Below are 11,972 nucleotides of genomic sequence, written 5' to 3'. Positions count from 1 at the left end.
CGCACGCATCCGATGAGCACGGTCGTTCCCCTGCGCGAGCTGGTGCTCGTGCTGCTCGTCTCCGCCACGGTGACCTTCCTGGCCACCGGCGGCATCCGGGTGCTCGCCATCGCGTTCGGCGCGGTCGCGATTCCGCGTGAGCGCGATGTGCACGTGACGCCGATTCCGCGGATGGGCGGTGTCGGCATGTATGTCGGCGTGGTCGCCGCGGTCTTGTTCGCACACCAATTGCCCGCGCTGCGGCGCGGTTTCGATTACGCGCCCGATATTCCGGCGGTGCTGGTCGCGGCGACCATCATCGTGCTGGTCGGCATCGTCGACGACCGCTGGGGCCTGGACGCGCTCACCAAATTCGCCGGGCAGGTGACCGCCGCCGGCGTGATGGCCGTGATGGGCCTGAGCTGGTACGTGATCTACGACCCGTTCAACGACACCACCGTCGTCCTCGACGCGCTGCAGGGCGGCCTGGTGACGGTGGGCATCACCGTCACCCTGGTGAACGCGATGAACTTCGTCGACGGCCTGGACGGCCTCGCCGCCGGCCTCGGTTTGATCTGCGCGGGCGCCGTTTTCGTGTTCTCCGTCGGTTTGCTCTACGACCAGGGCGGTTCGGTCGACACCTATCCGCCCGCGTTGCTGGCCGCCGCGCTGGCCGGCGCGTGCCTCGGATTTCTGCCGCACAATTTCTCGCCGGCCCGAATCTTCATGGGCGATTCCGGCTCGATGATGATCGGATTGATGCTGGCCGCGGTTTCCACCGGCGCCTCCGGCCGAATTCCGCTGCAGGGCTACGGCCCGCGCGACATTGTGGGTTTGCTCTCGCCGCTGTTGCTGGTGGGCGCGGTGATGTTCATTCCGGTGCTCGATCTGTTGCTGGCGATCGTGCGCCGCGTGCGCGCCGGGGTGAGTTTCTCCACACCGGACAAAATGCATCTTCATCACCGATTGCTACAGATCGGACATTCTCAGCGACGCGTTGTGCTGTTGATCTATTTGTGGGTCGGCGTGCTCGCCTTCGGCGCGGTGGGTACCTCGCTGATGGATCGGCGGCTGGTGGTGCTGCTGGTGGCGGGTGGATTGGTGTTCGCCCTGGTAGTGACCGCGATCCCATCGATGCGCCGGGTGGAGTCGGCCAACCACTGAGAAGTGGCCGAAGGTAAAGTACCGGCCGTGAGCTTTACTCCGAACCCCGTGCCAGGCCCCGACGCCCCCCTGCGCACCGCGCTGCGCTACGGCCTGATCGGGCTCGGTGTCCTCGTGGTCGTCTCGGTGGCGATCGGCACCGCGGTGGCCGGGATGCCGGGCCTGTGGGGCGCGCTGCTCGGCGCGGCCATCGGTGGCGGGTTCATCCTCACCACCGTGGTGGCCGTGCTGCTCGGCGCCAAGCTGCCGCCGAGCACGGCGGGCCTGGTCATGCTGGTCAGCTGGGTCGGCAAGCTGCTGATCGCACTGGTGATCGTCGGTGTGCTCAACCAGTTCGACTTCTACAGCAGGCCCACGCTGTTCTTCACCGTGGTCGGCGCCCTGCTGATCGTGCTCGGCGCCGAGACGTACGGCGTTGTGAGCGTGAAGGTTCCGTATGTCACGACACGCGCGGGAGACGACGAAACGGCTTCCGAGCAGGAATAATCCCACCCAGCTACACACTGTCGTAGATAGCTTGGTAAAGTGTTGGTAAGCAAGCACCCAAGCTGGAGGCGCTGCCCAGGATGACTCGGGGCAATGCCTCGGGTTACCAGGGGGGATCGCCAAGATCCTGCCCGGTGCCGCTATGCTTACTGCCGATCCGGGTGGAATGTGCCCGGTTGAAGCATGTCGACGATGTCGCCGACGCCCGAACAGAAGCCGATACGCGTTACACCGTACGAGCAACTGTCGAATTTCGAGCCGACCAGAGTCGACCCCATTGATCGTCAATGTCCGATCGAACCGCGGGAATGACCGTCGTACCCGCGGCCCGAACACGGGAGAGAACGCTGAGCGTCATCACTTTGGCGGCGGGCGAGTTCCACGCGCCATCGCTGTCCGACTTCTTCCCTCCAGCAGTGCTGTTCGAGGGTACGCCGTTCGAACTCGACCGCCTGATGCTGATCCGGCTGCTGATGACCGCCGTTGTGGTGCTCGTCTTCGTGCTGGCTTTCCGCTCGCCGAAGATCGTGCCGCGCGGCCTGCAGAACGTGATGGAAACCGCGGTGGTTTTCGTCAAGGAGCAGATCGCCGACGAGGTACTCGGCAAGGAAACCGGTAAGCGGTTCCTCCCGCTGATCGCGACGATCTTCTTCACGGTTCTGTTCCTGAACTTCTCCAGCATTGTTCCGTTCCTGAACATCTCGTCGAATGCACGAGTCGGCATGCCGCTGGTGCTGGCGGCGATCGCCTACATCGCGTTCAACTACGTGGGTATCCGCAAGTACGGCTTCTTCAAGTACATGCGGTCGAGCATCGTCGTTCCCGATGTGCCGCCCGCGCTGCACGTGCTGCTGATCCCGATCGAGTTCGTCTCGACCTTCATCCTGCGGCCGTTCACGCTGACCGTCCGACTCATGGCCAACATGCTGGCGGGCCACATCATGCTGGTGCTGTTCTTCAGCGCCACCTGGTTCTTCCTCTTCGATGCCACCGCGTGGATGAAGGTCTTCACGCCCTTCTCGCTGCTGGCAGGCATCGGCTTCACGCTGTTCGAGCTGCTGGTCATCTTCCTGCAGGCGTATGTCTTCGCCCTGCTGACCGCGGTGTACATCAGCCTCGCGCAGCACGCCGCCGACCACTGACCTGAATCCACACCAGTACTGCCAAACCTGCTACACACGCCGACCGGCGGGTGAGCAACAGAAAGGGAAAGAAGACTCATGAGCCTCGCTTACCTGGCCCAGGAAGCCGCGACCACCGAGAGCACCTTCAAGGGCTTCGGCGCCATCGGCTACGGTCTCGCCGCGATCGGCCCCGGCATCGGCGTGGGTATCGTCGTCGGTAAGGCCATCGAGGGCTTCGCCCGTCAGCCCGAGCTGGCCGGCCAGATCCGGACCAACATGTTCCTCGGTATCGCGTTCACCGAGGCCCTGGCGCTGATCGGCCTCGTCGCCGGCTTCATCTTCTGATTCCGATGCGCGAACTCATCACGCTCGCTGCCGAAGGGGGAGAGGATGTGAATCCTCTCATTCCCGAAACGTACGACATCGTCTGGTCGATCGTCTGCGTCGCCATCATCGGCGTGCTCTTCTGGAAATACGTGATCCCGCGTGTGACCAAGACACTCGATGAGCGTGCCGACAAGATCGAAGGCGGTATCGCCAGGGCCGCAGCCGCTCAGGAAGAGGCACAGCAGACGCTGCAGCAGTACCAGCAGCAGCTTGCCGACGCCCGGCTCGAGGCCGCACGTATCCGCGAGGATGCGCGCACCCAGGGTCAGCAGATCCTCGCGCAGATGCGCGCGGACGCCCAGGCCGAAAGCGACCGTATCGTCGCCGCCGGTCACTCCCAGCTGGAAGCCCAGCGCCAGCAGATCCTGACCGAGCTGCGCTCCGAGGTCGGCCGCACGGCTGTCGACCTGGCCGAGAAGATCATCGGCCAGTCTGTCTCGGACGAGGCCAAGCAGGCGGCGTCGATCGACAAGTTCCTCAGCGAACTCGACGACACCACCGCCATCGGGGCCGGAAGGTAACGACGCGAAAGTGAGAAGCATGTACGCAGCGAGCCGCGAGGCCAGCTCCCGGTCTCGGGAGGCGCTTCGGGCCGCTCTGACCGGAAGCGAAACTGTTGCGGCCACAACGGGGTCGGAACTGTTCGCCGTTGTCGCCGTGCTGGACGACCAGCGTTCGCTGCGTGTGGCGCTCGCGGACGTGTCGGTGCCGGGTTCGGCGCGCGCTGAACTCAGTGAGCGGATCTTCGGCGGCAAGGTCAGCGCTGCCACGCAGGCAGTGCTGACCACCGCGGTGGCCCAGAACTGGTCGCGCACCCGCGATCTGGTCGACACCCTGGTGCTGCTCGGGCAGGAGGCTCTGCTGGAGTCCGCTGCCGACGGCGGCCGGCTGGAAGCGGTGGAGGACGAGCTGTTCCGGCTCGGTCGCATCATCGCCGACAACCCGGAGCTGGAGCAGGCACTGTCCGACCAGGGCAAGCCTGCCGCGGCGCGGCGGGTGCTGATCGAGCGGCTGCTGACCGGCAAGGCCGAGCCGATCACCCTGACGCTGGCCGAGCAGGCGGTGACCCGACTGCGGACCAACAACATCGGCGTCGCCTTCGGCGCCCTGTCCGATCTGGCGGCGGCCCGTCGTGACCAGATCGTCGCCCACGCGCATGCCGCGGTCGAACTGTCGGATCAGCAGAAGGAGAAGCTCTCGGCTTCCCTGCAGCGGATCTACGGCAAGGCGGTCACCGTGCACGTGCAGGTCGACCCGACGCTGCTGAGCGGCGTCGTCGTGCGCGTCGGAGACGACGTCATCGACGGCAGCGCCACCGGCCGACTGGAGAAGCTGCGCCGGGCGCTGTCCTGATCAGGAAGCCCCACCGCAGTCATCTCCAACCCCCGACATTCGAGACCACAGCGAGAGCAGGAACAACATGGCGGAGCTGACGATCTCCTCCGACGAGATCCGTAGCGCGATCGAGAGCTACACCCAGAGCTACACCCCGGAAACCTCCATCGAAGAAGTCGGCCTCGTGACCGACACCGGCGACGGCATCGCGCACGTCAGCGGTCTGCCTTCGGCGATGGCCAACGAGCTGCTCGAGTTCCCGGGCGGCGTCCTGGGCGTCGCGCTGAACCTCGAGGACACCGAGATCGGTGCCGTCATCCTCGGCGAGTACGCCTCGCTGGAAGAGGGCCAGCAGGTCCGCCGCACCGGCGACGTGCTGTCGGTTCCCGTCGGTGACAAGTTCCTCGGTCGCGTCGTCAACCCGCTCGGCCAGGCCATCGACGGCCTGGGCGAGATCGAGGCCGACGACCGCCGCGTGCTGGAGCTGCAGGCCGCGACCGTGCTGGAGCGTCAGCCGGTCGAGGAGCCGCTGGCCACCGGTATCACCGCGATCGACGCGCTGACCGCCATCGGCCGCGGCCAGCGTCAGCTGATCATCGGCGACCGTAAGACCGGCAAGACCGCCGTCGCCGTCGACGCGATCCTGAACCAGAAGGCGAACTGGGAGTCGGGCGACCCCAGCAAGCAGGTGCGCTGCATCTACGTCGCGATCGGTCAGAAGGGCTCCACCATCGCGGGCGTCAAGACCGCGCTCGAGGAGCACGGCGCGATGGAGTACACCACCATCGTCGCGGCCCCGGCCTCCGACTCCGCCGGCTTCAAGTGGCTGGCCCCCTACACCGGCTCGGCCATCGGCCAGCACTGGATGTACCAGGGCAAGCACGTCCTGATCGTGTTCGACGACCTGACCAAGCAGGCCGAGGCGTACCGCGCCATCTCGCTGCTGCTGCGTCGTCCGCCGGGCCGCGAGGCGTACCCCGGTGACGTCTTCTACCTGCACTCCCGTCTGCTGGAGCGTTGCGCGAAGCTGTCCGACGAGATGGGCGGCGGCTCGATGACCGGTCTGCCGATCATCGAGACCAAGGCCAACGACGTCTCGGCGTTCATCCCGACCAACGTCATCTCCATCACCGACGGCCAGGTCTTCCTCGAGTCCGACCTGTTCAACAAGGGCGTCCGCCCGGCGATCAACGTCGGTACCTCGGTCTCCCGTGTCGGTGGCGCCGCCCAGACCAAGGCCATGAAGAAGGTCGCCGGTTCGCTGCGTCTGGAAATGGCGCAGTACCGCGAGCTGGAGGCGTTCTCCGCCTTCGCCTCCGACCTGGATGCCGCCTCGCTGGCGCAGCTGGAGCGCGGTGCCCGCTGGGTGGAGCTGCTCAAGCAGAACCAGTACTCCCCGGTCGCCGTCGAGGATCAGGTCGTCTCGATCTACCTGGTCGACGCCGGCTACTACGACTCGGTGCCGGTCGGCGACGTGCGTCGCTTCACCGCCGAGCTGCTGGAGCACCTGCACAGCGCGACCCAGTCGTCCTTCGACGCGCTCGAGGGTGGCCGCAAGCCGCTCGACGGCGAGGCCGCCGACGCGATCAAGTCGGAGACCGACAAGTTCAAGGAGGGCTTCCTGGCCTCCGACGGCAGCCGTGTCGTGAACGAGGCCGCGGCCGGCGATCTGGACCACGAAGAGGTCGAGTCGCTGTCGGTCACCCGCAAGCACGTCGACAAGTAAGCCGGGCAGGACTGATGTCGGCAATTACCGATCTGGCGAATGAAGGGAGTGTGAACCGCTAGTGGCAAGTTTGCGCGAATTGCGCTCCCGCATTCGTGGTGTGAATTCGATCAAGAAGATCACCAAGGCTCAGGAACTGATCGCGACCTCGCGAATTTCCAAGGCCCAGGCCAGGGTCGCGGCGGCCAAGCCGTACGCCGAGGAGATCACCAAGGTCCTCGGCGAGCTCGCGAGCGCTTCGAAGAACCTGTCGCACCCGCTGCTGACCGAGCGTCCCAACGCTCGTCGGGCCGCTGTTCTGGTGATCACCAGCGACAGCGGTATGTGCGGTGGCTACAACTCGAACGTGCTCAAGCGCGCCGAGGAGCTCATGACCACCCTGCGTGGCGACGGCAAGGAGCCGGTGCTGTACGTGATGGGCAACAAGGGCCTCACGTACTACAAGTTCCGCAACCGTCCCTTCCAGGCGTCGTGGACCGGCTTCTCCCAGCAGCCGAAGTACACCGACGCGTCGGCCGCGTGCCAGCACCTGGTCGAGGCGTTCATGGCCGGCTCCGACAGCGAGGTGCCCTCGCTGGACGGCCAGGGCACCATCGCGGGCGTCGACGAACTGCACATCGTGTACACCAAGTTCGTCTCGATGCTGACCCAGAACCCGGAGGTGCGCCGCCTGGCGCCGATCCAGGTGAGCTTCGTGGACGAGAAGTTCGAGCTCGGCGAGGACATCGTCTCGGATTCGCCGAACGCGGTGGTCACGGCGCAGTACGAATTCGAGCCGGACGCCGATGTGCTGCTGGGCGCGCTGCTGCCCAAGTACGTCAACACGCGTATCTACGCATCGTTGCTCGAGGCAGCGGCATCCGAGTCCGCGGCTCGGCGCACCGCAATGAAGGCGGCGACCGATAACGCCAACGAGCTGGCCAGTGTGCTCCAGCGCGAGGCGAACTCGGTGCGTCAGGCCCAGATCACGCAGGAAATCAGCGAAATCGTCGGCGGCGTGAACGCGCTGGCGTCGAGCTCGGACCGCGACTAGAAGCGCAGGAAGAGAACCAATCTAATGACCGCAGCTGTCACTCAGGACAACGCGAGCAAGGCGGGCGCAACCGCCGGCCGCGTCGTCCGTGTCATCGGCCCCGTCGTGGACGTCGAGTTCCCGCGTGGCGCCATCCCCGAGCTGTTCAACGCTCTCAACGCCGACATCAAGCTCGCGTCGGTGGCCAAGACCCTGACCCTCGAGGTCGCCCAGCACCTCGGTGACAACATCGTGCGCACCATCTCGATGCAGCCCACCGACGGTCTGGTCCGTGGCGCCACCGTCACCGACTCGGGCAAGCCGATCTCGGTGCCCGTCGGCGACATCGTCAAGGGCCACGTGTTCAACGCCCTCGGCGACTGCCTCGACTCGCCCGGCCTCGGCCGCGACGGCGAGCAGTGGGGCATCCACCGCAAGCCCCCGAGCTTCGACCAGCTCGAGGGTAAGACCGAGATGCTGGAGACCGGCGTCAAGGTCATCGACCTGCTGACCCCGTACGTCAAGGGCGGCAAGATCGGTCTGTTCGGTGGTGCCGGTGTCGGCAAGACCGTTCTGATCCAGGAGATGATCACCCGTATCGCTCGCGAGTTCTCCGGCACCTCGGTGTTCGCGGGCGTCGGTGAGCGTACCCGTGAGGGCACCGACCTCCACCTGGAAATGGAAGAGATGGGCGTCCTCCAGGACACCGCCCTCGTCTTCGGCCAGATGGACGAGCCGCCGGGCACGCGTATGCGCGTGGCCCTGTCCGCGCTGACCATGGCGGAGTACTTCCGCGATGTCCAGCACCAGGACGTGCTGCTCTTCATCGACAACATCTTCCGTTTCACCCAGGCCGGTTCCGAGGTCTCGACCCTGCTGGGTCGTATGCCCTCCGCCGTGGGTTACCAGCCGACGCTGGCGGACGAGATGGGTGAGCTCCAGGAGCGCATCACCTCGACCCGTGGTCGCTCGATCACCTCGCTGCAGGCGATCTACGTCCCCGCCGACGACTACACCGACCCGGCGCCGGCGACCACCTTCGCCCACCTGGACGCGACGACCGAGCTCTCCCGCCCGATCTCGCAGAAGGGCATCTACCCGGCCGTCGACCCGCTGACCTCGACCTCTCGTATCCTCGAGGCTTCGATCGTCGGCGACCGTCACTTCCGGGTGGCCAACGAGGTCAAGCGGATCCTGCAGAAGTACAAGGAACTGCAGGACATCATCGCCATCCTCGGTATGGACGAGCTCTCCGAAGAGGACAAGGTCCTCGTCGGCCGCGCCCGTCGTCTGGAGAAGTTCCTCGGCCAGAACTTCATCGTGGCCGAGAAGTTCACCGGTCAGCCGGGCTCGGTCGTGCCGCTGGAGCAGACCATCGACGACTTCGATCGCGTCTGCAAGGGCGAGTTCGACCACTTCCCGGAGCAGGCGTTCAACTCCTGCGGTGGTCTCGACGACGTCGAGGCCGCTGCGAAGAAGATCGCCGGGAAGTAGTCCACCATGGCGGAAATGACAGTTGATCTCGTCGCCGTCGAACGCAAGCTCTGGTCCGGCCAGGCGACGTTCGTCAGCGCGCAGACCACCGAAGGTCAGATCGGCATCATGGCGGGCCACGAGCCGCTGCTGGGTCAGCTCGTCGAGGGCGGCACGGTGACCATCGTGTCGACCGACGGCGATCGGATCGTGGCCGCGGTGCACGGCGGCTTCTTCTCGGTCACCGCCGACACCGTGCGGGTGCTGGCCGAGTCCGCGGAACTCGCGGGTGAGGTCGACGTCGACGCGGCACGCAAGGTGCTGGCCGACGCGAGCGCCACCGAGGTGGAGCTGCGCGTGGCGCAGGGCCAGGTGCGCGCGGTCGAGGCGACCGTGACTGCCTGATCTGTTCCCCGAACACCACACTGTCGGCGACGAACTCCGGTTCGTCGCCGACAGTGCTGTTTCGGCGGTAATTCCGATCCCGCCGAAGTGGCCGACGACGGGCGTGATTGAATGGCGACGGGGGTGTCTTCGACACCAGCTGAGCGAAAGGGCGTACGGCATTGCAAACCGGGATGGTTCTGCTGATCATTCTGGTGCTGACGCTCGTGTTCGTAGCAGGTGCATCGACCTACCGGCTGGTGATGCTGCGCCGGGGCGGCACGGCCGCGCTGCTGCGGGTATTGCCCGCGCGCGGCGGCCAGGGCTGGCGGCACGGTCTCATCCGCTACGACGAGGATCGCCTCGTCTTCTTCAAATTGACCAGCCTCAAGTTCGGTCCGGACAGCACCGTGCACCGGCAGGGCCTCGAGATCGTCGAACGCCGCGCGCCCCAGGGCGACGAATTCGACATCATGAGCGAGGACATCGTGGTGGTAGCCGTCACCGATCCGCACAACAGCTTCGAGCTAGCGCTCGACCGCGGATCGATGGCGGCTTTTCTGTCCTGGATGGAGTCCCGTCCGTCCGATCGCGCGCGCCGCACCCGAGGAGGCCAGCCGTGAGCGTCCACCTCACCCGGATCTACACCCGCACCGGTGACGACGGCACCACCGGCCTGAGCGATTTCTCCCGGGTACCCAAGACCGATCCCCGCCTGGTCGCCTACGCCGACTGCGACGAGGCCAACGCGGCGCTCGGCGTGGCCGTCGCGCTCGGCGCGCCCGAACCCGAGGTGCTCGCGGTCTTGCGCCAGGTCCAGAACGATCTGTTCGACGCGGGCGCCGACCTGTCGACGCCGGTCGTCGCCGAGCCGAAGTACCCGCCGCTGCGCATCACCCAGCCCTACATCGATCGGCTGGAGAAGTGGTGTGACGAGTTCAACGAGGGTCTGGCACCGCTGAATTCGTTCATCCTGCCCGGCGGCACGCCGATTGCCGCACTGTTGCACACGGCACGCACCGTGGTGCGACGCGCCGAGCGGTCGGCGTGGGCCGCGGTCGAGGCACACCCCGACGACACCAGCGTGTTGCCGGCCAAATACCTCAATCGCCTGTCGGACCTGCTGTTCATCCTGAGCCGCGCGACCAATCCCGAGGGCGACGTGCTGTGGCAGCCGGGCGGCGGAGCCGAGCGCTGAAAGCGACTCGGTGGCGCCAGGATCGGTCGGTTTGGCGTCGGGGGGCGTGTCGCCGGGCAACGGTCGATAAGCTGGCGGGGTGAGCGAACGGTTTCTGGTCTCCGGCGGTAATCAGCTCGTCGGCGAGGTCGCGGTCGGCGGCGCGAAGAACAGCGTGCTGAAGCTGATGGCCGCCGCTTTGCTGGCCGAGGGTACGACCACCATCACCAACTGCCCGGACATCCTCGATGTCCCGCTGATGGCCGAGGTGCTGCGTGGCCTCGGCTGCGACGTGACGATCTCCGACGACGAGAGCGGGGACCGCTCGGTCTGCACGATCGTCACCCCGCCGGAGCCCAAGTACCACGCCGACTTCCCGGCGGTGACCCAGTTCCGCGCCTCGGTGTGTGTGCTCGGTCCGCTGATGGCGCGCTGTAAGCGCGCGGTCGTCGCGCTGCCCGGCGGTGACGCGATCGGCTCGCGTCCGCTGGACATGCACCAGCAGGGCCTGCGCCTGCTCGGCGCGACCAGCGAGATCGAGCACGGTTGCGTCGTGGCCCGTGCCGACGAGCTGCAGGGCGCGCGCATCCGCCTCGACTTCCCGTCCGTCGGCGCGACCGAGAACATCCTGATGGCCGCGGTGCTGGCCGAGGGGGAGACGGTCATCGACAACGCGGCGCGCGAGCCCGACATCGTCGACCTGTGCAACATGCTGGTGCAGATGGGCGCGCGGATCGAGGGCGCCGGTTCCTCGGTGCTCACCGTGCAGGGCGTGAAGAGCCTGTCGCCGACCACCCACCGCGTGATCGGTGACCGCATCGTCGCCGCCACCTGGGGTATCGCCGCGGCGATGACCACCGGCGATGTCCGGGTCACCGGGGTCAACCCGAAGCACCTGGCCCTGGTGCTGGACAAGCTGCGCTCGGCAGGCGCGCGGATCTCCTACGAGCCCAACGGTTTCCGCGTCGTACAGCCGGAGCGCCCGCGCGCGGTGAACTTCGCGACGCTGCCGTTCCCCGGTTTCCCGACCGACCTGCAGCCGATGGCCATCGGCCTGGCCGCCATCGCCGACGGCACGTCGATGATCACCGAGAACGTCTTCGAGGCGCGGTTCCGCTTCGTCGAGGAGATGATCCGGCTCGGCGCCGATGCCCGTACCGATGGTCATCACGCGGTGGTCCGCGGTATCCCGCGGCTGTCCAGCGCGCCGGTCTGGTCCTCCGACATCCGCGCCGGCGCCGGTCTCGTACTGGCCGGTCTGGTCGCCGACGGTGTCACCGAAGTGCACGATGTCTTCCACATCGACCGCGGCTACCCGAAGTTCGTCGAGCAGATGCAGGCGCTGGGTGGCCGGGTCGAGCGCGTCGATACGCCGAAATAGCCTGTCTGACCAGGCGATTTGACTTCGCGTTCGTCGGTGCGTAACTTTATTCGAGTCAGAGCGACGCGGTGACGCAGAGCGCCTGATTATCATCTAGCCAGACTCACTCCTTCCGAATTTGCTTCGGTTGGGTTGGCTGCGCTAGGTTGGAACAGTTGCCCTGCTGAAGCCCCTACGAAATGTTGTGGGTGGATGCTTGTGCGTGTGTTCTTTGAGAACTCAATAGTGTGTCGATGAATGTCAGTGCCGATATTATTATTGGTTCCGGCCTCTCATACCCCCCGGTTGACGAGGTCGGACATTTTGAATGTCAGCAAACTTTTGCTGGTGTTCGGCATTGCTAG

At 66.1% G+C, this 11,972-nt stretch carries 13 protein-coding genes; all 13 read left to right on the top strand.

What is annotated here, in order from left to right; genetic code table 11:
• The first annotated feature begins 12 nt into the window (after nucleotides 1–12).
• The 13 genes from AB0H54_RS28590 (at nucleotide 13) to murA (ending at nucleotide 11,628) form a co-directional block, all read left to right on the top strand.
• A complete protein-coding gene (locus tag AB0H54_RS28590; RefSeq protein WP_355284649.1) occupies nucleotides 13–1,143 on the top strand; it encodes an MraY family glycosyltransferase in 1,131 nt (376 codons plus the stop codon).
• 27 nt (nucleotides 1,144–1,170) lie between these two features.
• Nucleotides 1,171–1,629: a hypothetical protein gene (locus tag AB0H54_RS28585; protein WP_355284651.1), complete on the top strand. Its 459-nt coding sequence runs from the start codon at nucleotides 1,171–1,173 to the stop codon at nucleotides 1,627–1,629.
• A gap of 308 nt (nucleotides 1,630–1,937) precedes the next feature.
• Entirely contained in the window at nucleotides 1,938–2,771 is an 834-nt protein-coding gene (atpB, locus tag AB0H54_RS28580) for a F0F1 ATP synthase subunit A (protein ID WP_218721212.1), read from the top strand.
• 78 nt (nucleotides 2,772–2,849) lie between these two features.
• Nucleotides 2,850–3,098: an ATP synthase F0 subunit C gene (locus tag AB0H54_RS28575; RefSeq protein ID WP_019045404.1), complete on the top strand. Its 249-nt coding sequence runs from the start codon at nucleotides 2,850–2,852 to the stop codon at nucleotides 3,096–3,098.
• Nucleotides 3,099–3,103: 5 nt separating this feature from the next.
• The gene (locus tag AB0H54_RS28570) at nucleotides 3,104–3,661 is read left to right on the top strand and encodes a F0F1 ATP synthase subunit B (RefSeq protein WP_355284656.1); all 558 of its coding nucleotides are present in this window, start codon (nucleotides 3,104–3,106) and stop codon (nucleotides 3,659–3,661) included.
• A gap of 19 nt (nucleotides 3,662–3,680) precedes the next feature.
• Entirely contained in the window at nucleotides 3,681–4,493 is an 813-nt protein-coding gene (locus AB0H54_RS28565) for a F0F1 ATP synthase subunit delta (protein ID WP_355284659.1), read from the top strand.
• 67 nt (nucleotides 4,494–4,560) lie between these two features.
• Nucleotides 4,561–6,201, top strand: coding sequence for a F0F1 ATP synthase subunit alpha (atpA, locus tag AB0H54_RS28560; protein ID WP_110041744.1), 1,641 nt, complete (start codon nucleotides 4,561–4,563; stop codon nucleotides 6,199–6,201).
• Nucleotides 6,202–6,262: 61 nt separating this feature from the next.
• On the top strand, nucleotides 6,263–7,234 hold the full coding sequence (locus tag AB0H54_RS28555; protein WP_355284662.1) for a F0F1 ATP synthase subunit gamma: 972 nt from the start codon (nucleotides 6,263–6,265) through the stop codon (nucleotides 7,232–7,234).
• Nucleotides 7,235–7,258: 24 nt separating this feature from the next.
• Nucleotides 7,259–8,707, top strand: coding sequence for a F0F1 ATP synthase subunit beta (atpD, locus tag AB0H54_RS28550; RefSeq protein ID WP_355284665.1), 1,449 nt, complete (start codon nucleotides 7,259–7,261; stop codon nucleotides 8,705–8,707).
• Between the two features lie 6 nt (nucleotides 8,708–8,713).
• Nucleotides 8,714–9,091 carry a F0F1 ATP synthase subunit epsilon gene (locus tag AB0H54_RS28545; protein WP_218721182.1) on the top strand — a complete coding sequence of 126 codons (378 nt, stop codon included), beginning with the start codon at nucleotides 8,714–8,716 and terminating at the stop codon, nucleotides 9,089–9,091.
• A gap of 173 nt (nucleotides 9,092–9,264) precedes the next feature.
• The gene (locus AB0H54_RS28540; RefSeq protein WP_355284668.1) at nucleotides 9,265–9,693 is read left to right on the top strand and encodes a DUF2550 domain-containing protein; all 429 of its coding nucleotides are present in this window, start codon (nucleotides 9,265–9,267) and stop codon (nucleotides 9,691–9,693) included.
• A complete protein-coding gene (locus AB0H54_RS28535) occupies nucleotides 9,690–10,268 on the top strand; it encodes a cob(I)yrinic acid a,c-diamide adenosyltransferase (RefSeq protein WP_355284671.1) in 579 nt (192 codons plus the stop codon). The genes AB0H54_RS28540 and AB0H54_RS28535 overlap by 4 nt, the downstream gene beginning before the upstream one ends.
• Before the next feature lie 79 nt (nucleotides 10,269–10,347).
• Entirely contained in the window at nucleotides 10,348–11,628 is a 1,281-nt protein-coding gene (gene murA / locus AB0H54_RS28530) for a UDP-N-acetylglucosamine 1-carboxyvinyltransferase (RefSeq protein ID WP_355284674.1), read from the top strand.
• Nucleotides 11,629–11,972 lie beyond the last annotated feature (344 nt).

Origin of the sequence: Nocardia sp. NPDC050718, from assembly GCF_040654235.1 — a bacterium.
Lineage (GTDB): Bacteria > Actinomycetota > Actinomycetes > Mycobacteriales > Mycobacteriaceae > Nocardia.
The sequence above is the reverse complement of the archived record's forward strand: the minus strand, read 5'-3'. Positions and strand labels throughout refer to the sequence as shown.

Bases quoted from the DNA above. Each gene is read 5' to 3' on its own strand.
- AB0H54_RS28590 (WP_355284649.1), top strand. From the start codon at position 13: ATGAGCACGGTCGTTCCCCTGCGCGAGCTGGTGCTCGTGCTGCTCGTC.
- atpB (WP_218721212.1), top strand. From the start codon at position 1,938: ATGACCGTCGTACCCGCGGCCCGAACACGGGAGAGAACGCTGAGCGTC.
- AB0H54_RS28575 (WP_019045404.1), top strand. From the start codon at position 2,850: ATGAGCCTCGCTTACCTGGCCCAGGAAGCCGCGACCACCGAGAGCACC.
- AB0H54_RS28570 (WP_355284656.1), top strand. From the start codon at position 3,104: ATGCGCGAACTCATCACGCTCGCTGCCGAAGGGGGAGAGGATGTGAAT.
- AB0H54_RS28565 (WP_355284659.1), top strand. From the start codon at position 3,681: ATGTACGCAGCGAGCCGCGAGGCCAGCTCCCGGTCTCGGGAGGCGCTT.
- atpA (WP_110041744.1), top strand. From the start codon at position 4,561: ATGGCGGAGCTGACGATCTCCTCCGACGAGATCCGTAGCGCGATCGAG.
- atpD (WP_355284665.1), top strand. From the start codon at position 7,259: ATGACCGCAGCTGTCACTCAGGACAACGCGAGCAAGGCGGGCGCAACC.
- AB0H54_RS28545 (WP_218721182.1), top strand. From the start codon at position 8,714: ATGGCGGAAATGACAGTTGATCTCGTCGCCGTCGAACGCAAGCTCTGG.
- AB0H54_RS28540 (WP_355284668.1), top strand. From the start codon at position 9,265: ATGGTTCTGCTGATCATTCTGGTGCTGACGCTCGTGTTCGTAGCAGGT.